23 protein-coding genes, 1 tRNA gene and 1 riboswitch are annotated in these 19,437 nt (G+C 69.9%); of the genes, 8 read left to right on the plus strand and 16 right to left on the minus strand.

Annotation, left to right across the window (positions count from 1 at the left end):
• The first annotated feature begins 45 nt into the window (after positions 1 to 45).
• Entirely contained in the window at positions 46 to 2,541 is a 2,496-nt protein-coding gene (locus tag OG965_RS17080) for a transglycosylase domain-containing protein (RefSeq protein ID WP_371652938.1), read from the plus strand.
• Positions 2,542 to 2,553: 12 nt separating this feature from the next.
• Here OG965_RS17080 and OG965_RS17085 read toward each other — a convergent pair whose 3' ends face one another.
• From OG965_RS17085 to OG965_RS17095, 3 genes are all read right to left on the minus strand, one after another.
• Entirely contained in the window at positions 2,554 to 2,874 is a 321-nt protein-coding gene (locus OG965_RS17085; protein WP_190091805.1) for a multidrug efflux SMR transporter, read from the minus strand.
• Between the two features lie 48 nt (positions 2,875 to 2,922).
• A riboswitch (guanidine-III (ykkC-III) riboswitch) is annotated at positions 2,923 to 2,987 on the minus strand.
• An 81-nt stretch (positions 2,988 to 3,068) separates the two neighbouring features.
• Positions 3,069 to 3,401, minus strand: a complete 333-nt coding sequence (locus tag OG965_RS17090) for a co-chaperone GroES (protein ID WP_067159470.1) — start codon at positions 3,399 to 3,401, stop codon at positions 3,069 to 3,071.
• Between the two features lie 73 nt (positions 3,402 to 3,474).
• Positions 3,475 to 3,798 carry a DUF3618 domain-containing protein gene (locus OG965_RS17095; RefSeq protein WP_371652939.1) on the minus strand — a complete coding sequence of 108 codons (324 nt, stop codon included), beginning with the start codon at positions 3,796 to 3,798 and terminating at the stop codon, positions 3,475 to 3,477.
• Positions 3,799 to 3,952: 154 nt separating this feature from the next.
• Here OG965_RS17095 and bcp point away from each other — a divergent pair, with 154 nt between their 5' ends.
• Together bcp and OG965_RS17105 are read left to right on the plus strand one after the other, a co-directional pair.
• Positions 3,953 to 4,420, plus strand: a complete 468-nt coding sequence (gene bcp / locus OG965_RS17100) for a thioredoxin-dependent thiol peroxidase (RefSeq protein WP_371652940.1) — start codon at positions 3,953 to 3,955, stop codon at positions 4,418 to 4,420.
• Between the two features lie 278 nt (positions 4,421 to 4,698).
• Positions 4,699 to 4,782, plus strand: a tRNA-Leu gene (locus tag OG965_RS17105).
• A 57-nt stretch (positions 4,783 to 4,839) separates the two neighbouring features.
• Here the strand turns inward: OG965_RS17105 and rdgB are convergent.
• The 4 genes from rdgB to OG965_RS17125 form a co-directional block, all read right to left on the minus strand.
• On the minus strand, positions 4,840 to 5,442 hold the full coding sequence (gene rdgB, locus OG965_RS17110; protein ID WP_371652941.1) for an RdgB/HAM1 family non-canonical purine NTP pyrophosphatase: 603 nt from the start codon (positions 5,440 to 5,442) through the stop codon (positions 4,840 to 4,842).
• A 28-nt stretch (positions 5,443 to 5,470) separates the two neighbouring features.
• Complete coding sequence (locus tag OG965_RS17115) at positions 5,471 to 5,854, minus strand: hypothetical protein (RefSeq protein WP_371652942.1); 384 nt, start codon at positions 5,852 to 5,854, stop codon at positions 5,471 to 5,473.
• 96 nt (positions 5,855 to 5,950) lie between these two features.
• Entirely contained in the window at positions 5,951 to 6,688 is a 738-nt protein-coding gene (gene rph, locus OG965_RS17120) for a ribonuclease PH (RefSeq protein WP_067159486.1), read from the minus strand.
• Positions 6,689 to 6,996: 308 nt separating this feature from the next.
• Positions 6,997 to 7,230, minus strand: a complete 234-nt coding sequence (locus OG965_RS17125) for a glucose PTS transporter subunit EIIB (RefSeq protein WP_018517946.1) — start codon at positions 7,228 to 7,230, stop codon at positions 6,997 to 6,999.
• 258 nt (positions 7,231 to 7,488) lie between these two features.
• Between OG965_RS17125 and OG965_RS17130 the strand changes: the two genes are divergently transcribed.
• Together OG965_RS17130 and OG965_RS17135 are read left to right on the plus strand one after the other, a co-directional pair.
• Positions 7,489 to 8,784: a PTS transporter subunit EIIC gene (locus OG965_RS17130; RefSeq protein WP_371652943.1), complete on the plus strand. Its 1,296-nt coding sequence runs from the start codon at positions 7,489 to 7,491 to the stop codon at positions 8,782 to 8,784.
• Between the two features lie 260 nt (positions 8,785 to 9,044).
• Positions 9,045 to 10,307, plus strand: a complete 1,263-nt coding sequence (locus tag OG965_RS17135; protein ID WP_371652944.1) for a PTS transporter subunit EIIC — start codon at positions 9,045 to 9,047, stop codon at positions 10,305 to 10,307.
• An 84-nt stretch (positions 10,308 to 10,391) separates the two neighbouring features.
• Here OG965_RS17135 and OG965_RS17140 read toward each other — a convergent pair whose 3' ends face one another.
• Positions 10,392 to 11,144, minus strand: coding sequence for an MBL fold metallo-hydrolase (locus OG965_RS17140; RefSeq protein ID WP_371652945.1), 753 nt, complete (start codon positions 11,142 to 11,144; stop codon positions 10,392 to 10,394).
• A 211-nt stretch (positions 11,145 to 11,355) separates the two neighbouring features.
• Here OG965_RS17140 and OG965_RS17145 point away from each other — a divergent pair, with 211 nt between their 5' ends.
• Positions 11,356 to 11,823 (plus strand): type II toxin-antitoxin system PemK/MazF family toxin, encoded by a 468-nt coding sequence (locus OG965_RS17145; RefSeq protein WP_371652946.1) that lies wholly within the window; start codon positions 11,356 to 11,358, stop codon positions 11,821 to 11,823.
• A gap of 280 nt (positions 11,824 to 12,103) precedes the next feature.
• On the opposite strand, the gene OG965_RS17150 is transcribed toward OG965_RS17145, so the two are convergent.
• The 7 genes from OG965_RS17150 to clpS all read right to left on the minus strand — a co-directional run bounded on the left by OG965_RS17150 (position 12,104) and on the right by clpS (position 16,930).
• Entirely contained in the window at positions 12,104 to 13,054 is a 951-nt protein-coding gene (locus OG965_RS17150; protein WP_371652947.1) for a PLP-dependent cysteine synthase family protein, read from the minus strand.
• A gap of 14 nt (positions 13,055 to 13,068) precedes the next feature.
• Positions 13,069 to 13,356, minus strand: coding sequence for a MoaD/ThiS family protein (locus OG965_RS17155; RefSeq protein ID WP_371652948.1), 288 nt, complete (start codon positions 13,354 to 13,356; stop codon positions 13,069 to 13,071).
• A gap of 142 nt (positions 13,357 to 13,498) precedes the next feature.
• Positions 13,499 to 13,615 carry a putative leader peptide gene (locus OG965_RS17160; protein ID WP_371652949.1) on the minus strand — a complete coding sequence of 39 codons (117 nt, stop codon included), beginning with the start codon at positions 13,613 to 13,615 and terminating at the stop codon, positions 13,499 to 13,501.
• 124 nt (positions 13,616 to 13,739) lie between these two features.
• On the minus strand, positions 13,740 to 14,162 hold the full coding sequence (locus OG965_RS17165; protein ID WP_371652950.1) for a Mov34/MPN/PAD-1 family protein: 423 nt from the start codon (positions 14,160 to 14,162) through the stop codon (positions 13,740 to 13,742).
• Between the two features lie 87 nt (positions 14,163 to 14,249).
• Entirely contained in the window at positions 14,250 to 15,704 is a 1,455-nt protein-coding gene (locus OG965_RS17170) for an amino acid permease (RefSeq protein ID WP_371652951.1), read from the minus strand.
• A 339-nt stretch (positions 15,705 to 16,043) separates the two neighbouring features.
• Positions 16,044 to 16,625 carry a DUF2017 domain-containing protein gene (locus OG965_RS17175; RefSeq protein ID WP_371652952.1) on the minus strand — a complete coding sequence of 194 codons (582 nt, stop codon included), beginning with the start codon at positions 16,623 to 16,625 and terminating at the stop codon, positions 16,044 to 16,046.
• The gene (clpS, locus tag OG965_RS17180) at positions 16,625 to 16,930 is read right to left on the minus strand and encodes an ATP-dependent Clp protease adapter ClpS (RefSeq protein ID WP_067159503.1); all 306 of its coding nucleotides are present in this window, start codon (positions 16,928 to 16,930) and stop codon (positions 16,625 to 16,627) included. The genes OG965_RS17175 and clpS overlap by 1 nt, the downstream gene beginning before the upstream one ends.
• Positions 16,931 to 17,088: 158 nt before the next feature.
• On the opposite strand from clpS, the gene OG965_RS17185 reads away from it, so the two are divergent.
• Entirely contained in the window at positions 17,089 to 18,417 is a 1,329-nt protein-coding gene (locus OG965_RS17185) for a nicotinate phosphoribosyltransferase (RefSeq protein ID WP_371652953.1), read from the plus strand.
• 100 nt (positions 18,418 to 18,517) lie between these two features.
• Positions 18,518 to 19,105: a nicotinamidase gene (locus OG965_RS17190; RefSeq protein WP_371652954.1), complete on the plus strand. Its 588-nt coding sequence runs from the start codon at positions 18,518 to 18,520 to the stop codon at positions 19,103 to 19,105.
• A gap of 6 nt (positions 19,106 to 19,111) precedes the next feature.
• On the opposite strand, the gene OG965_RS17195 is transcribed toward OG965_RS17190, so the two are convergent.
• On the minus strand, positions 19,112 to 19,417 hold the full coding sequence (locus OG965_RS17195) for a hypothetical protein (RefSeq protein WP_371652955.1): 306 nt from the start codon (positions 19,415 to 19,417) through the stop codon (positions 19,112 to 19,114).
• Positions 19,418 to 19,437: the final 20 nt, after the last annotated feature.

Raw genomic sequence — 19,437 nt, forward strand, 5'->3', positions numbered from 1 at the left:
GCGTACAACGCGAATCACCCGATACAGCGCAGTGGCGAGAGAGACATGAGCGACGACGAGCAGCCACCCCGGCCCCCTCAGGGCTGGGCCCCTCGGGACCTCAGCGCCACCGGCCCGGAGGCCCCCGCCGCCCCGGGCGGCGACGCGGAGGGCCCGGGCGAGGAGACCGGCAAGGGCAAGAAGAAGCGGCCCAAGCGGACCGGCTGGCGGCGCGTCATCCCCACCTGGCGGATGGTCCTCGGCACCGTCCTCGTCGTCGCCCTGCTGCTCATCGGCGGCTTCATCGCCGGCTACACGCTCGTCCACATCCCGCCCGCCAACGCCACCGCGACCGCCCAGTCCAACGTCTTCCTGTACGCGGACGGCAGCCAGCTCGCCCGGGACGGCGAGATCAACCGCGAGAACGTCCGGCTCGCGCAGATCCCGCTCACCGTCCAGCACACCGTGCTCGCCGCCGAGGACCGCGACTTCTACTCCGAACGGGCGGTCGACCCCAAGGCGATGGTCCGCGCCGCCTGGAACACCCTCACCGGCAAGGGCAAGCAGTCCGGCTCCACCATCACCCAGCAGTACGTGAAGAACTACTACCTGGGGCAGGAGCAGACGATCAGCCGCAAGGTGAAGGAGTTCTTCATCGCGATCAAGCTGAACCGCGAGGTCAGCAAGTCGGACATCCTGGAGGGCTACCTCAACACCAGCTACTTCGGCCGCAACGCCTACGGCATCCAGGCCGCCGCCCAGGCCTACTACGGCAAGGACATCGAGAAGGTCACCACCGCCGAGGGCGCCTACCTCGCCTCGCTGCTCAACGCCCCCAGCGCGTACGACGTGGTGGCGCACCCGGAGAACAAGGCGAAGGCCGTGGCGCGCTGGAACTACGTGCTCGACGGCATGGTCAAGAAGAAGTGGATGACCCCGGCCGAGCGGGCCGCCGCCACCTTCCCGGTGCCGGGCAAGGCGCGGCCCGCGGCCGGGATGGCCGGGCAGCGCGGCTATGTCGTCGAGGCCGTCAGGGACTATCTGACCAGCAACAAGATCATCGACGAGAACACCCTGGCCAAGGGCGGCTACCGGATCACCACCACGCTCCAGAAGGCCAAGCAGGACGCGTTCGTCGCCGCCGTCGACGACAAGGTGATGTCCCAGGTCAGCGCCGACCGCAAGGTGGACCGCAACGTCCGGGTGGGCGGCGCCTCCATCGACCCGGACAGCGGCAAGGTGCTCGCGATGTACGGCGGCATCGACTACACCAAGCAGTACGTCAACAACGCGACCCGCCGCGACTACCAGGTCGGCTCGACGTTCAAGCCCTTCGTCTTCACCTCGGCCGTCGAGAACGCCTCCAAGACGCAGGACGGGCGCACCATCACCCCCAACACGATCTACGACGGCACCAACAAGCGCTTCGTACAGGGCTGGTCGGGCACCCCGTACAACCCCTCGAACGAGGACGACAGGTCGTACGGGCCGATCACCGTCCGGTCCGCCACCGACCTCTCAGTGAACGCGGTGTACGCGCAGATGGCCGTCGACGTCGGCCCCAAGAGCGTCCGGCAGACCGCCGTGAGCCTGGGCATCCCCTCCAGCACGCCCGACATGCCCAACGGACCCTCCATCGCGCTCGGCACCGCGACCGCCTCCGTCCTGGACATGACCGAGGCGTACGCGACGCTCGCCAACCACGGCAAGCACGGCACGTACACGATGGTCGAGTCCGTCACCAAGGACGGCGAGAAGGTGGAACTGCCCGCACAGGACGACAAGCAGGCCGTCACCCGCGAGGCCGCCGACACCACCACCTCGATCCTCCAGAGCGTGGTGGAAGGCGGCACCGGTACGGCCGCGCAGGCCTCGGGCCGTACGTCCGCGGGCAAGACCGGCACCGCCGAGGACGACAAGGCGGCCTGGTTCGCGGGCTACACGCCCGATCTGGCCACCGTGGTCGCGGTGATGGGCCAGGACCCCGACACGGCCGCCCAGAAGCCGCTGTACGGCGCCCTCGGCCTGCCCCGGATGAACGGCGGCGGGCCGCCCGCGCAGGTGTGGGCGCAGTACACGGCCGGCGCGCTCAAGGGCACCGAGCCGCAGGACTTCGACCTCCAGCTCCAGGAGGGCGCGTCCGTGCCGCCGCCGGTCGAGACCCAGGCCCCCAACCCGAACCCGCCGGGCCAGACCGAGGGCCAGGACCAGGGCCAGACGCAAGGGCAGACCCAGGGCCAGACGCAGGGCCAGACCCAGGGCGGGACCACCAACGGCGGCGCCACCACGGGCGGCACGACGACGGGCGGGACCACCGGGGGCACCACCGGAGCCACCACCGACGGAGGCACCACGACCGGCGGCACCACCGGCGGACCGACCGACGGAGGCACCACCACGGGCGGCACCACCGACGGCGGCGCCACCGGAGGAACCACGGACGGCGGGCCCACCAACGGCGGGACGACGGCGGGCACGGACGGCGGCCCCACCACGGGCGGCACGACGACGGGGACGACGGCCGGCGGCGCCAACCGCCCACGCCGCCAGCCGCGCGCGTAGGAGCGGTCCGGGTCAGTGGCCGGAGGTGGCCTTGAGACCGACCACGGCCACCAGGAGCAGACAGACGAAGAAGATCCGGGCGGCGGTCGCGGGCTCACCGAGCACCACCATGCCGAGCACCGCCGCACCGGCCGCGCCGATGCCCACCCAGACGCCGTAGGCGGTACCGATGGGCAGGGTCTTGGCGGCCTGCGAGAGCAGCATCATCGAGGCGACGATCCCGACGCCGGTGAAGAGGCTGGGCCACAGCCGGGTGAATCCGTCGGTGTACTTCATCCCGATCGACCAGCCGACTTCGAGCAGACCGGCGACGAGCAGCAGAACCCAGGCCATGACAGGCACCTCCGAGAGACGTACGCGCGCGTACGTCCGCACGCGCGGGGTGCGTCGTCTTGTCGTAACCCGGTACGACGCGTCTCGTCGGGGTGCTTCAAAGATAGCAAAGTGCGGCGAAAGGGCAGCGAAAAGGGCTGGTGACAGGGGTCACCAGCCCTTGGCGTCCGCCTTTGGGACGGGGCCAGACGGGGTCAGAGATACAACCCGGTCGAGTCCTCCGACACCCGCTCCGAGGCGACGGCGTGCAGATCGCGCTCCCGCATCAGTACGTAGGCGATGCCGCGCACCTCGACCTCGGCGCGGTCCTCGGGGTCGTACAGCACCCGGTCGCCCGGCTCGACGGTCCGGACGTTCTGCCCGACCGCGACCACCTCGGCCCAGGCCAGCCGCTTGCCGACGGCGGCGGTCGCCGGGATGAGGATGCCACCGCCGGAGCGCCGTTCGCCCTCGGGTGTGTCGGACCGGACCAGCACGCGGTCGTGGAGCATCCGGATGGGCAGCTTGTCGTGGGTGTTCTCGCTCACGGACCGAACCTACCTGCCCCGGCCCCCGGCGTATGCCGAAGGGCCGGGGAGAAGCAGGACGAGGAGGCGGGGGTCAGTCCCGGCGCCTCTTGGCCGACGACATGGCGAGCAGCCCGACGAGACCGACGGCCAGGAGCGCGACCGGCACGATGCGCTCGACGCGGGGCGCGCCGTCCTCGCTCACGAACTGGGCCTTCACGTCCGAGACGGTCCGGTTCACGGCGACGAAGGCCCGGCCCGCGGTGCGGTCCACGGCCGAGGCGACCTTGGCCTTCGCGTCGCCGACGATCGTCCCCGGGTGCAGGCGCACGCCGATCTCGTCGAGCGTCACCGCGAGCTGGTCCCGGCGGCTCCTGATGTCCGCCTCGATCTGCGCAGGGGTCCTGGCTTCCGACACTGCGCCGCCTCCGTCGTTTGCTGGGGTACGGGGTGTTGTACGTGGTGTTGCGTCATCGACAGTCTGTCAGCTCCGCCGCCGATGCACTGTCACAGGCCCCCATTAGGCTCTGCTGGAGTACGCCACACCCCCGCCCCTTCCGGAGGAAGATCCCATGAGCGAGCGACTCGTCCCCGGCGACACCGCCCCCGCCTTCACCCTGCCCGACGCGGACGGCAACGAGGTCTCGCTCGCGGACCACAAGGGCCGCAAGGTCATCGTGTACTTCTACTCGGCCGCCCTCACCCCCGGCTGCACCAAGCAGGCCTGCGACTTCACGGACAACCTGTCCCTCCTGGCCACCGCCGGCTACGACGTGATCGGCGTCTCCCCCGACAAGCCGGAGAAGCTCGCGAAGTTCCGCGAGAAGGAGTCCCTCAAGGTCACCCTCGTCAGCGACCCGTCGAAGGAGGTCCTGGAGGCGTACGGGGCGTACGGCGAGAAGAAGCTGTACGGCAAGACGGTGACCGGCGTCATCCGCTCCACGGTGATCGTGGACGAGGAGGGCAAGGTCGAGCGCGCGCTGTACAACGTGAAGGCGACGGGGCATGTCGCAAAGATCATCAGGGATCTGGGGATCTAGGACCGGGTTCCGCCGTGCGAAACGGCCCGTGCCGCGCTCTGTGCGGTACGGGCCGTTGCCGAGTCCGGGAAGTGGCAGGGGCACCGGATCACCTTGCAGATCGACCACGTCGACGGAGACTGGCACGACAACCGCCAAGAGAACCTGCGCTACCTGCGCCCCAACTGTCATGCGGCCACGGAAACGTGGTGCCGCCGCAAAGGGAGACCGCCCCTCGCCGGGTGACTCGCCCTCGCCGTACACTGAACGCCGCCGGTCGAGCGCCATGACCGGGTTGAGCGGCCGTGGTGGAACTGGCAGTCACGCCGGGTTTAGGTCCCGGTGGGGTAACACCCGTGGGGGTTCGAATCCCCCCGGCCGCACCGCAAACGGCCTGCGAATCGGAGGATCGATACGCAGGCCGTTTATGTGCCCCGCCCTCAGCCCAACAGCTCCCGCACCACCGGCACCAGCGACCGGAACGCCTTGCCCCGGTGGCTGATCGCGTTCTTCTCGTCTGCCGTCAGCTCCGCGCACGTGCGCGTCTCGCCCTCCGGCTGGAGGATCGGGTCGTAGCCGAAGCCGCCCGTGCCGGTGGGCTCGTGGCGGAGGGTGCCGAGCAGGCGGCCCTCGACCACGCGCTCCGTGCCGTCGGGGAGCGCCAGGGCTGCCGCGCAGGCGAAGTGGGCCCCGCGGTGGTCGTCCGCGATGTCCGAGAGTTGGGCCAGGAGCAGGTTCAGGTTGGCCTTGTCGTCGCCGTGGGTGCCGGACCAGCGGGCGGAGAAGATGCCGGGGGCGCCGTTGAGTACGTCCACGCACAGGCCCGAGTCGTCCGCGACGGCGGGGAGGCCGGTGGCCTGGGCCAGGGCGTGGGCTTTGAGGAGGGCGTTCTCGGCGAAGGTGACGCCGGTTTCCTTGACGTCGGGGATCTCGGGGTACGCGTCGGCGCCGACGAGTTCGTGGGGCAGTCCGGCGTCCGCGAGGATCGCGTGGAGTTCGGTGATTTTGCCGGCGTTGCGGGTGGCGAGGATCAGGCGGGTCATGCCCCCAGTATCGGGGGCGGGCCCGGCGTCACGGTGTGCAGACCTTGCCGACTTCCTTCGCCGCGTCCTTGACGGGGCTGATGTCCGGCGTGCTGTCGCCGTTCTTGATCGCTGAACGGACGTTGGCGACCGCCTTGTTGAGGTTGTCGACCGCCTTGGAGAGGTCGGCGTTGTCTGTCTTGTTCTTCAGGGACGACAGGTTCTTGTCGATGTCGTTGAGGGCCTGGTCCGCCTGTGTCGGGTTGTCGGTGGCGTTGGACACGGCGCGGCCGAGGTCGTCGACGCTGGAGGCGATCGCGTCGGCCGTCTGGACGCAGTCGAGCGCCTTGCTGACCGCGCTGCATCCGACGGCGGGCAGGGCGAGGGCGGCGGTGACGGCGGCGAGCGCGAGGGCGCGGCGGCTGCGGCGCATGGGCGGGTCCTCCCCGGGGTGTACGGACGGGCGTACGGTTCGGCCCGTACGCCCGTGTCGGTAGGGACGCCGGGAGCGGCCCTCTTGGTTGCCTCTTTACTCGCCGAGCGTGCGGCCGAGCGCCTCGACCTGGAGTGCCGCGAGGTCGGCGCAGCCGCCGGTGGCGAGGTCGAGCAGCGCGTTGAGCTCCTTGCGGTCGAACGGCTCGGCCTCGGCGGTGCCCTGGACCTCGACGAAGCGGCCGTCGCCGGTGCAGACGACGTTCATGTCGGTCTCGGCGCGGACGTCCTCCTCGTAGCAGAGGTCGAGGAGCGGGGCGCCGTCGACGATGCCGACGGAGACGGCCGCGACCGTGCCGGTGAGGGGCTGGCGGTTGGCCTTGACCAGCTTCTTGGTCTGGGCCCAGCTGACGGCGTCGGCGAGTGCCACGTACGCGCCGGTGATGGCGGCGGTGCGGGTGCCGCCGTCGGCCTGGAGGACGTCGCAGTCGAGGACGATCGTGTTCTCGCCGAGGGCCTTGTAGTCGATGACGGCGCGGAGCGAGCGGCCGATCAGGCGGCTGATCTCGTGGGTGCGTCCGCCGATCTTGCCGCGTACGGATTCGCGGTCGCCGCGGGTGTTGGTGGAGCGCGGCAGCATCGAGTACTCCGCGGTCACCCAGCCCTCGCCGCTGCCCTTGCGCCAGCGGGGGACGCCTTCGGTGACGGAGGCGGTGCAGAAGACTTTGGTGTCGCCGAAGGAGATGAGGACGGAGCCCTCGGCGTGCTTGCTCCATCCGCGTTCGATGGTGACGGGGCGGAGCTGGTCGGGGGTGCGGCCGTCGATACGAGACATGCCCCGAGCCTAGCCCGTGGGCGTCTCGCTCCTGGGGGCATGCCCCCCGGCCCCCCTTCCGGGGCTTCGCCCCCGCCCCCGTTCCGGGCTTCGCCCTGGAACGCCTCGTTCGTCTGCGGACCGCGGGGGGCTGGTCGCGCAGTTCCCCGCGCCCCTAGGTAGTCCGCCGCAGCCTGAGAACCCAGCTCGGCCATAGTCCTTAAGGGGCGCGGGGAACTGCTCGACCAGCCCCCGCGGTCCGCGGACGGGCACCGGCAAAAGGGGCCCCTCCCGTCCCGGAAGGGGCCCCTCTCAGCGACTCGCGTCGCTCACATCATGTCTTCGATGTCCGCCGCGATCGGGTCGGCGTCGGTGCCGATGACGACCTGGATCGCGGTGCCCATCTTGACGACGCCGTGGGCGCCGGCGGCCTTCAGCGCGGCCTCGTCGACCTTGCTCGGGTCAATGACCTCGGTGCGGAGGCGGGTGATGCAGCCCTCGACCTCTTCGATGTTCTCGATACCGCCGAGCCCGGCGACGATCTTCTCAGCCTTGCTGGCCATGTCTGTCTCCCTGTTCTTTCAAAGAACGCTGTGGCGGCGCACCGCAGGTCCGGCCGACCGCAGTTCCGCTTTGTCACCGTAACGCACGTTTGGCCCAGTTACGCGAGCGAGCGTCCGCGCGCTGGCCAAGGATGGCGATCACCGGTACCGCGCCCGTGCGGCCAGGCTCCGGACGATACCGCAACTGGTCTACACCAGTGTGCAACGCATCCCGGAACTGGCTTGTTCCGGCGGGACGTACGGGACGGAGGGTCGCCGATGAGCGCGGACAGCGCGGCAGTGGACCGGCCGAAGTGGTGGAACGGTGCGTTCCAGAACCTCCAGAAGATGGGACGCAGCCTCCAGCTGCCGATCGCCGTCCTGCCGGCGGCCGGCATCCTCAACCGGCTCGGCCAGCCCGACGTCTTCGGCAAGGACGGGCTCGGCTGGACCGACGTCGCCAAGGTCATGGCGGGTGCGGGCGGCGCGCTGCTCGACGCCAACATCGGGCTCCCGCTGCTGTTCTGCATCGGCGTGGCCATCGGCATGGCCAAGAAGGCGGACGGCTCCACCGCGCTCGCCGCCGTGGCCGGATTCCTCGTCTACTACAACGTGCTGCACCAGTTCCCCAAGGACTGCGCCGCCGGGGCGAAGGTGATCTCGGCGGGGTGCCAGGCGAACGACGGAACGGTCGCGGCCTTCACATACCAGAACCCGGGCGTCTTCGGCGGCATCGTCATGGGCCTGCTCGCCGCCTGGTTCTGGCAGCGCTACCACCGGGTCAAGCTGGTCGACTGGCTCGGCTTCTTCAACGGCCGCCGGCTCGTCCCCATCATCATGTCGTTCGTCGCCATCGCCTTCGCCGCGATCTGCCTGTGGATCTGGCCGCCGATCGGCGACGGCCTGGAGAACTTCAGCGACTGGCTGGTGGGGCTCGACGCCTGGGGTTCGGGCATCTTCGGCGTCGCCAACCGCGCGCTGCTCGTCATCGGCCTGCACCAGTTCCTGAACGTGCCCATCTGGTTCCAGTTCGGCAGCTTCACCAAGCCGGACGGGACCGTGGTGCACGGTGACATCAGCATGTTCCTGGCGGGCGACCCGGACGCGGGCCAGTTCACCACCGGCTTCTTCCCGATCATGATGTTCGCGCTGCCCGCGGCCGCGCTGGCGATGACGCACTGCGCCAAGCCGCACCGCCGCAAGCAGGTGGGCGGTCTGATGCTGTCGGTCGGCCTGACGTCGTTCGTCACCGGCATCACCGAGCCGATCGAGTACTCGTTCCTCTTCATCGCCCCGCTGCTGTACGTGATCCACGCGGTCCTCACCGGTGTCTCGATGGCGGTGAGCTGGGCACTGGGCGTCAAGGACGGCTTCAGCTTCTCGGCCGGACTGATCGACTACGTCATCAACTGGAACCTGGCGACAAAGCCGTGGCTGATCATTCCGATCGGTCTCGCCTTCGCCGTCGTCTACTACGTGATCTTCCGGTTCGCGATCATCAAGTTCGATCTGCCGACTCCCGGGCGCGAGCCGGAGGAGCTGGAGAAGGAGATCGAGCGGGAGAACACGAAGTAATAACGGCGGGATAACCAAGCGGTTGTACGGCAGAGGCCTCGGACCCCAGGGTCCGGGGCCTTTGTCCGTCATGCCGGAATGTATGGCTCAGCACACAGAAATTGCAGGTTCCTTATCTAACCCTCACCGTGCTACAACTGGTCTACACCACTCAATGGTGTAGACCACGCGGGCTTAACCGCGTTCCCCCCTTGAGACGCCGCCGTCCCCCCGTACTTTTCCATGTCCCCGGGCGGCGCCTTGCCAACTGGAGGAAGTTGATGAGTACGGCCACCGCTACGGCGGCGCCCGCGAAGAAGCGGGGTGCCGGCCTGTTCCAGGGTCTGCAGAAGGTCGGTCGCAGCCTGCAGCTGCCGATCGCCGTACTGCCGGCCGCGGGCATTCTGCTCCGCCTCGGTCAGGACGATGTCTTCGGCAAGGACGGCCTCGGCTGGGACAAGGTCGCCAAGGTCTTCGCGACCGCCGGTGACGCGGTCTTCGCCAATCTGCCGCTGCTGTTCTGCGTCGGTATCGCGATCGGTTTCGCCAAGAAGGCCGACGGCTCCACCGCGCTCGCCGCGCTCGTCGGCTTCCTGGTCTACAAGAACGTGCTCACCGCGTTCCCGGTGACCGACGGCGTGGTCAACACCACCGCGAACAAGGGCGTCGACGTCGCCGCGACGTACAACGACCCCAAGGTCTTCGGCGGCATCATCATGGGCCTGCTCGCCGCGGTGATCTGGCAGAAGTACCACCGCACCAAGCTGGTCGACTGGCTCGGCTTCTTCAACGGCCGCCGGCTGGTCCCGATCATCATGGCCTTCGTCGGCACCGCGATGGGTGTCTTCTTCGGTCTGGTCTGGGAGCCGATCGGCGACGTCATCACCAACTTCGGTGAGTGGATGACCGGCCTCGGCGCCGTCGGCGCGGGCATCTTCGGTGTCGTCAACCGCGCGCTGCTGCCCATCGGCATGCACCAGTTCGTGAACACGGTCGCCTGGCAGGAGATCGGCGACTTCAAGGACTCCACCGGCACCATGTGGCACGGCGACCTGCCGCGCTTCTTCCACGGCGACCCGACCGCCGGCCAGTTCATGTCCGGCTTCTTCCCGATCATGATGTTCGCGCTGCCGGCCGCCGCCCTGGCGATCACGCACTGCGCCCGCCCCGAGCGCCGCAAGGCCGTCGGCGGCATGATGATCTCGCTCGCGCTGACCTCGTTCGTCACCGGCATCACCGAGCCGATCGAGTTCGCGTTCATGTTCATCGCGCCGGTCCTGTACGTGATCCACGCGGTCCTGACCGCCGTCTCGATGGCCGTCACCTGGGCGCTGGGCGTACACCACGGCTTCAGCTTCTCCGCCGGTGCGATCGACTACATATTGAACTGGAACCTCGCGACCAAGCCGTGGATGATCATCCCGATCGGTCTCGTCTTCGCCGCGATCTACTACTTCGTCTTCCGCTTCGCGATCACGAAGTTCAACCTCACCACTCCGGGCCGTGAGCCCGAGGAGGAGATCGAGGACCTGACGAAGGCGTAAGCCTCACGGGTTACTGAGCCTCACGGGTTACGCGAAAGGGCCCCCGGCACCACTCGGTGCCGGGGGCCCTTTCCGTACGTCCGCTCAGACCTCGTAGACCGCTCCCGGCGCCGCCAGCTCCACCGGGCCCGGGTACGCCCCACGGGCGTCCGTCAGGTTGACCTCGCCGTCCGTCCACGGCGGGATGTGGGTCAGGACCAGGCGGCCGACCCCGGCGCGGGCGGCGTGTTCGCCTGCCTCGCGGCCGTTGAGGTGGAGGGCCGGGATGTCCTCCTTGCCGTGCGTGAAGGACGCCTCGCACAGGAAGAGGTCGGTGCCCTCGGCCAGCTCGTGCAGCGCCTCGCAGACACCGGTGTCGCCCGAGTAGGTGAGGGACGCGCCACCGTGCTCGATGCGGATGCCGTACGCCTCGACGGGGTGGCAGACCCGCTCCGTACGGACCGCGAACGGGCCGATGTCGAACGAGCCGGACTTCAGGGTGTGGAAGTCGAACACCTCGCTCATGGAGGAGCTGGACGGCGTGTCCGCGTACGCCGTGGTGAGCCGCTGCTCGGCGCCCTCCGGCGCGTACACCGGCATGGGGGCGCAGCGTCCGCCCTCGTGGCGGTAGTACCGGGCCACGAAGTAGCCGCACATGTCGATGCAGTGGTCGGCGTGCAGATGGCTGAGGAAGATCGCGTCGAGGTCGTAGAGACCGATGTGGCGCTGCAGCTCGCCCAGGGCGCCGTTGCCCATGTCGAGGAGCAGCCGGAAGCCGTCGGCCTCGACGAGGTAGCTCGAACAGGCCGATTCCGCGGACGGGAACGACCCGGAGCAGCCGACGACGGTGAGCTTCATGGAGCGTGAACCTCCGGGAGCGGCAAGGGAACGGGGAGGGCGGCGGGAGGTCGTGCGGTCCGTCGAGCGTAAGGCGCCGCACTGCCGGTCGCTCCTCAGTGGCGGGCCGTTGTGGGGGAACTCACCTGCGCTGTCACCGGTTCGGGCGGAGTGCGAGCGGAGCGCGCGCGGGGGGCGTGCGGGGGGCGGGCCGCCGGGTAACGTCTGCGGTATGGACACGTCGTGGTGGCTCGCGGTGATCGCCGTGGTGGTGGTCGCGCTGGGGGCCGCGGTGGTCGACGGGCGGGGGCGCGGTCGGTCGCGCCCGGCTCGGCCCGGGGGGCGCGTACGGCCGCCCGGGCGACCTGCCGGTCCGCGCCGGGCGCCCAAGCGGCGGCCTCAGCCGGGTGAGATCTGGTGGGCGGACGTGCCGTACGAGGACGGGCCCGGCTCGAAGGACCGGCCCTGTCTCGTGTTGTCGGTACGGGGGGACAGCGCGCTGGTCGCGAAGATCACCAGCAAGTTCCACGAGGAGCAGGCCGGGGTGATTCCGCTGCCGCCGGGGACGGTCGGGGACGCGCAGGGGCGGCCGAGCTTCCTGGAGACGGATGAGCTGCGTGACGTGGCGCTGTGGGAGTTTCGGCGGCGGGTGGGAGTGGTGGATCCTACGGTGTGGGATCAGGTGCGGTACCTGGCGTGACGCCGGTTGCCCCCCACCCCGCCCGTTCCCTAAACCCTCCGGGGGTGGGTGGGGGCTGAGGTGGTCTCCCGGGGGCTACGCCCCCGGACCCCCGCTGGGGCTGCGCCCCGGACCTCGTTCGTCTGCGGGCCGCCTGTGGCTGGTCGCGCAGTTCCCCGCGCCCCTTAGGGCACCCCACTCCTCAGGCGCCGGAGGGGCTGGAGGTGCCGGCTTTTAGGGGCGCGGGGAACTGCGCGACCAGCCCCCACCAACCCGCAGGCAGAACACGGCCCCGTACGGGCTACGCCCAGAGCTGTCCCTGCAGCGTCTCGATCGCTTCTTCCGTCGTCTCCGCCGTGTAGACGCCGGTCGACAGGTACTTCCAGCCGCCGTCCGCCACCACGAACACGATGTCCGCCGGTTCGCCCGCCTTGACCGCCTTCTTGCCCACGCCGATCGCCGCGTGCAGGGCCGCGCCCGTGGAGACGCCCGCGAAGATGCCCTCCTCCTTGAGGAGTTCGCGGGTGCGGGTCACCGCGTCCGCCGAGCCGACCGAGAAACGGCTGGTCAGGACCGACGCGTCGTACAGCTCGGGGACGAAGCCCTCGTCGAGGTTGCGCAGGCCGTACACCAGGTCGTCGTAGCGCGGCTCGGCCGCGACGATCTGGACGCCGGGGACGCGCTCGCGGAGGTAGCGGCCGACGCCCATGAGCGTGCCCGTGGTGCCGAGGCCCGCCACGAAGTGGGTGATCGAGGGGAGGTCGGCCAGGATCTCCGGGCCGGTCGTCGCGTAGTGCGCGCCCGCGTTGTCCGGGTTGCCGTACTGGTAGAGCATCACCCAGGACGGGTTCTCGGCGGCCAGCTCCTTCGCCACCCGCACCGCCGTGTTGGAGCCGCCCGCCGCGGGGGACGGGACGATCTCCGCGCCCCACATCTTCAGCAGGTCGCGGCGCTCCCGGGAGGTGTTCTCGGGCATCACGCAGACGATGCGGTAGCCCTTGAGCTTCGCCGCCATCGCCAGCGAGATGCCGGTGTTGCCGCTGGTCGGCTCCAGGATGGTGCAGCCGGGCGTCAACCGGCCCGCCTTCTCGGCCTGTTCGATCATGTGGAGCGCGGGGCGGTCCTTGACCGAGCCGGTCGGGTTGCGGTCCTCCAGCTTCGCCCAGATGCGGACGTCGTCCGACGGGGACAGTCTGGGGAGGCGGACCAGCGGGGTGTTGCCGACGGCGGCCAGCGCGGAGTCGTAGCGCATGACGGCGATCAGCCTCAGACCATGCCGCCGGCCACGGCCGGCAGGATCGTCACGCTGTCGCCGTCGGACAGCTCGGTGGTGATGCCCGCCAGGAAGCGGACGTCCTCGTCGTTGAGGTAGACGTTCACGAAGCGGCGCAGCTCGCCGCCGGCGGCCTCGTCGACCAGTCGCTCGCGGATGCCGTTGTGACGGGTCTCCAGGTCCTTGAAGAGCTCGTCGATGGTCGCCCCGCTGCCCTCGACGGCCTTGGCGCCGTCGGTGTAGGTGCGGAGGATGGTCGGGATGCGGACCTCGATGGCCATGGCGTGGGCTCCAGTCGGAAGGGAGAGAAGGCGAGAAGGGACGAGAGGGGAGAGGAAGGCGAGGGGCTCGCGGCTCGCGCGGGTGCCGCGGTGGTACGGGTCGTGCGTACGGACGTACGGGTCGTGCGCGGGCGGCCGTGGCTCAGGCGGCGGTGGGGCGCGGACACATCGCGCTCGCCAGGCGGCACAGGTCGACGTGCAGGCGCGCCACGAGCAGCGGGCTGCTCGGCTTCTCTTCGCTCACGTCGTGGGGAACCATGCGGTCATCGTATCGATTCCCGGTCCGCTTCCCGGAGTGTGATCTCAGATGGCGGACGCATTCCGCTCAGGATGCGGGCAGGGCCCCCGGGCGCGGCCGCCCCGTCGCGCGCCCCGCGTACGGCTCAGTACGCCTCCACCACCTTGACCTCTTCCTCCTCGATCTTCCCGTCCACGATCCGGTACGAGCGGAACTGGAAGTCGCCGAGGCCGTCCGTGTCCGCCGTCGACACCAGGACGTAGTGGGCGCCGGGCTCGTTCGCGTACGTCACGTCGGTGCGCGAGGGGTACGCCTCGGTCGCCGTGTGCGAGTGGTAGACGATCACCGGCTCCTCGTCCCGGTCGTCCATCTCGCGGTACAGCTTCAGCAGGTCCTGCGAGTCGAACTCGTAGAACGTGGGCGAGCGGGCCGCGTTCAGCATGGGAACGAACCGCTCGGGGCGGCCGGTGCCGGCCGGGCCTGCGACCACGCCGCACGCCTCGTCGGGGTGGTCGGCGCGGGCGTGCGCGACGATCTGGTCGTACAGGGCCTGGGTGAGGGTCAGCATGAGCGCAAGGATAAGCAGACGGGCCGTCCCGTACCGAGGAGTGGTACGGGACGGCCCGAATGGTGAGAACCGGCGGCTGCGCGAACGCTACGAGCGCTTGGCGAACGCCTTGTTGTCTGGGTTGCGCGCCTTGAGGACCAGGTACGAGACGCCCAGGATCAGGCCCCACAGCGGGGCGCAGTACAGGGAGACCCGCGAGTCCTTGTCGACGCCCATCATCACGATGACCATGAAGATGAACAGCAGCGCGAACCAGCTGGTGAACGGGGCGCCCGGGGCCCGGAAGGTGGACTGGGGCAGCTCGCCGCGGTCGGCCTTGGCGCGGTAGCGGATCTGGCAGACCAGGATCATGATCCAGGCCCACATGCCGGAGATGGTGGCGAAGGAGACGACGTAGTCGAAGGCCTTGCCCGGCGCCTTGTAGTTGATCCAGACGCCCACCAGCATCAGCGCGGCCGAGACCGTGGTGCCGATCAGCGGGGTGCCGCTCTTGGTCAGCTTGGTGAAGACCTTCGGGCCCTGGCCGTTGAGCGCGAGGTCGCGCAGCATGCGGCCGGTGGAGTACATGCCCGAGTTGCAGGAGGACAGGGCGGCCGTCAGGACCACGAAGTTGACGACCGCGGCGCCGACGCCGAGGCCCATCTTCTCGAAGGCCGCGACGAAGGGGCTCACGCCCGGCTGGAACTCGTGCCACGGGACGACCGAGAGGATCATGATCAGGGCGCCGATGTAGAAGACGGCGATGCGCCACGGCACGGTGTTGATGGCCTTGGGGAGCGTCTTCTCGGGGTCCTTGGACTCGCCCGCGGTGACACCGACCAGCTCGACGGCGAGGAAGGCGAACATCACGATCTGCAGGGTCATCAGCGTGCCGCCGATGCCCTTGGGGAAGAACCCGCCGTCGTTCCAGAGGTTGGCGACGGTGGCGGTGTCGGCGGCGTCCGAGAAGCCGACGGTGAGGATGCCGGCGCAGATCAGGATCATGCCGACGATGGCCGTCACCTTGACCATCGAGAACCAGAACTCCAGCTCGCCGAAGAGCTTCACCGAGATCAGGTTCACCGCGTACAGGATGAGCGTGAAGACCAGCGCGTACAGCCATTGCGGGACGTCGTTGTGCGTCCAGAAGGCCATGTACTGGGCGGCCGCGGTGACTTCGGTGATGCCGGTGACGACCCAGAAGAGCCAGTACGTCCAACCGGTGACGAAGCCCCAGAACGGGCCGACGAACTCACGGGCGTACTCCGAGAAGGAGCCCGAGACCGGGCGGTACATGAGCAGCTCGCCCAGCGCCCGCATGATGAAGAAGATGACCAGGCCCGCGATGGCATAGGCCAGGATGAGGCTGGGGCCGGCCTTGGAGATGGCCTTGCCCGCGCCGAGGAAGAGCCCGGTGCCGATGGCTCCGCCGATCGCGATCATCTGGATCTGGCGGGCGCCGAGGCCCCGCTGGTATCCCTCGCCCTCGGCTGCGCCGTGGGCGGTCCCCACGGCCTCATTGCCGGAGCGGTCGTCCTGCTTGTCGACCTGCGCTGAGGTCATGGTGGTGCGCCTTTCTCCATGCTGACCCGCTCGCTTCGATGAGTGAAGCCGCGGATCAGGTCCTGATCCCCCCGGATGTGGATGGAGTGCCACCGGCGGTCAGCCGGCCGAAGCGCCCCAGGGAACATGGGTGGCGTGCCCTGGTGGTCGTGAAGATTTATCACGTCTTTACGGGTGATCCACTGGGGTGACTGTGGCGCACGCCACAGGGAAGACCGGACAAAGCGCGCAGGAAACCGCAAACCATACCGTTGCGGTAATCGGATCGTTATGCGGATTTGAGCGTCCGCTGAGCGAACAGAGCGGAAACAGCCGTCTCCGGCCACGCCAGGGGCGCGGTCAGGCCATCAGCGTCTCGACGAGCGTCTCCTGAAGCCCGCCGAGCCAGAGGTACGCCATGACCATCGGCTTGCGCGGGTCCTCGTCCGGCAGCCGGTACAGCTCGCCGCTCTCGTCCTCGTCGGTGACATCGAGGCGGGTCCCGATGGTCAGACGCAGGTCGTTGAGCGCGCCCAGCCAGCGCCGCGAGTCGTCGGCGGACAGCTTGAGGACCGCCCCGCCGTCGCCCCGCGGGGTGAGCGAGTCGAGGGCGCGCACCACCGCGAGCGCGTCGTCGCGCTTGCGGGAGCGCAGGTCCTTCTCGGTGAAGCGGCGGAACTCGGCGGCGGAGGCGCGCAGTTCGTCGCTCTCACCGCTGTCGTACGCGTCGGGGAAGAGCCGGGCCAGCGCCGGGTCGGCGGGCGGCTCGCTGGGGCCCTCGGCGAAGAGCGCGGCCAGCGGGTCCTCGCCCTCCATCGGCTCGTCGCCGGGGCCGATCAGCTCAAGGAGCTGTACGGCCAGGGAGCGCAGGATGGCGATCTCGACCTCGTCGAGCGCTACGGCGGCGCCACCGCCGGGCAGCGGGTCGAAGTAGCCGGCCATCAGCCGCGGTCCTGGGTGAGCGTGGCCCACAGCCCGTAGCCGTGCATCGCCTGCACATCGCGCTCCATCTCCTCGCGGCTGCCGCTGGAGACCACCGCCCGGCCCTTGTGGTGGACATCGAGCATCAGCTTGCGGGCCTTGTCCTTGGGGTAGCCGAAGTAGCTCTGGAAGACGTACTGGACGTAGCTCATGAGGTTGACCGGGTCGTTGTGGACGAGCGTCACCCACGGCACATCGGGTTCGGGGACGGCGAAGGTCTCTTCCGCCGACTCGGGGCGTTCGATCTCGACCGGGGCAACACTCACGTCTGTGGACGACCTTCGTCTTCTTTGCCGGGGGTCCGGGGGTTCTCCCCCGGGAAGCACAGCCTCACTTACCCAATGCTGCCACTCGGGGACCGCAGTCGCACAAACGGGCCCCCGAAATCGTCACTCTGACGCGAAGAGGAGTAGCATCCAGCACCATGAACCCTGCGGACCTTGGGCTGCCGGTGGACGTGCCGTCGACCGCGCTCTTCACGGACCAGTACGAGCTGACCATGCTCCAGGCGGCACTGCGCGCCGGGACGGCCGACCGGCGGTCGGTCTTCGAGGTCTTCACCCGGCGGCTGCCGGACGGACGCCGGTACGGCGTGGTGGCCGGGACCGGCCGGGTCCTGGACGCCGTGGAGAACTTCCGCTTCGACGCGGGCGTCCTCGGCTTTCTGCGCGAGCGCGCGATCGTCGACGAGCCGACCCTTCAGTGGCTGGCCTCGTACCGCTTCTCGGGCGACATCTGGGGCTACCCCGAGGGCGAGGTCTACTTCCCGGGCTCGCCGATCCTGCGGGTCGAGGGCTCCTTCGCGGAGTGCGTGCTCCTGGAGACCGTGATCCTGTCGATCCTCAACCACGACTCGGCGATCGCCGCCGCCGCGTCCCGGATGTCCGCGGCCGCGGGCGGCCGGGCGCTGATCGAGATGGGCGCCCGGCGCACCCACGAGCTGGCCGCCGTGGCCTCGTCCCGGGCCGCGTACGTGGGCGGCTTCACCACCACCTCGGACCTGGCGGCCGGGTTCCGCTACGGCATCCCCACCGTCGGCACCAGTGCGCACGCCTTCACCCTGCTCCACGACAGCGAGCGGGACGCCTTCCGGGCCCAGGTGGACTCGCTGGGCCGGGGCACCACCCTTCTGGTGGACACCTACGACGTGGCCGAGGCGGTCCGTACCGCCGTGGAGATCGCGGGCCCCGAGCTCGGCGCCGTCCGGATCGACTCCGGGGACCTGCTGCTCGTCGCCCACCGGGTGCGCCAGCAGCTCGACGAGCTGGGCGCGACGAAGACGAGGATCGTGGTGACGTCGGACCTCGACGAGTACGCCATCGCCTCGCTGGCGGCCGCGCCCGTGGACGCGTACGGCGTCGGCACCCAGCTGGTCACCGGCAGCGGGCACCCCACCTGCTCCATGGTCTACAAGCTGGTCGCCCGCGCGCAGAGCGCGGACCCGAAGGCGCCGCTGGTGCCGGTGGCGAAGAAGTCGATGGGCGGCAAGACCTCGATCGGCGGCCGCAAGTGGGCCGCCCGGCGCACCGACGCCGACGGGATCGCGGAGGCCGAGGTCGTCGGCACCGGCCCGGTCCCGGCCGAGCTGGCCGACCGGCAGCTGCTCGCCGAGCTGGTCAAGGGTGGCGTGGTGGTGGCCCGCGAGCCGCTGGACACCGCCCGGGAGCGGCACATCGCGGCGCGCGGCGCGCTGCCGATGTCCGCGATCCAGCTGTCGCGGGGCGAACCGGTACTGCCCACGGAGTACGCGTAAGGCCGCACGTCCGGGCCTTTGCACCCCAATTGCCCCCTGCCGGACCGGGGTCGGAGTCTCTACGCTCGTTGAACAGCCCCCTGACCGAAGGACAGCCGACATGCACCGCGCGTTGATCGTCGTAGACGTTCAGAACGACTTCTGCGAGGGCGGCAGCCTCGCGGTCACGGGTGGCTCCGACGTCGCCGCTGCCATCACCGACCTGATCGGCCAGGCCGCCGGGTCCGTCTACCGCCATGTGGTGGCCACCCGCGACCACCATGTCGACCCGGGCGACCACTTCTCGGCGCACCCCGACTTCCGGCGCTCCTGGCCGGTGCACTGCGTGGCCGGGACGGAGGGCGTGGGCTTCCACCCGAACTTCGCCCCGGCGGTCGCCTGCGGCGCCATAGACGCGGTCTTCGACAAGGGCGCCCACGCGGCCGCGTACAGCGGCTTCGAGGGGCGCGACGAGAACGGGGTGGGCCTGGCGGAGTGGCTGCGGGCCCGAGAGGTCACCGAGGTCGACGTGGTCGGCATCGCCACCGACCACTGTGTACGGGCCACGGCGCTGGACGCGGTGCGGGCGGGCTTCGCCACGCATGTACTGCTCGATCTGACCGCCGGCGTCTCCGAGGAGACGACCGCTCGGGCGATCGAGGAGCTGCGGGCGGCGGGCGCGGAGCTGTCCGGCAAGCCGGTGGTCTGAGCCCCGCTACGGCCGCAGCAGCGCCCGTATCGGGTGCCAGAGCTCCTCGGCCTCCGGCTGCGGCGCGGTGCGCCACAGGAGGCCGTCCGGGTGGTGCAGGACCGCCGTGATCTCGTCCGGCGTGGGCGGCTCGGTGTTGCCGCGCAGATAGACCGCGCGCAGGCCCAGGTTCCGCAGCCGGGTCAGGGCGCGGGCCCGGTTGGCCGCATGGACCAGGACGCGCACCTGGCGGCCGTCCCCGGCGGGGCTGGGCAGCGTGAGCGCGACGACGACGCTGCCGTTCGGCAGCTTGCTGAAACCTCCGCCAGGCATGGCGTACCGCTCCCCCGTGA

This window comes from Streptomyces sp. NBC_00224 (assembly GCF_041435195.1).
GTDB lineage: Bacteria > Actinomycetota > Actinomycetes > Streptomycetales > Streptomycetaceae > Streptomyces.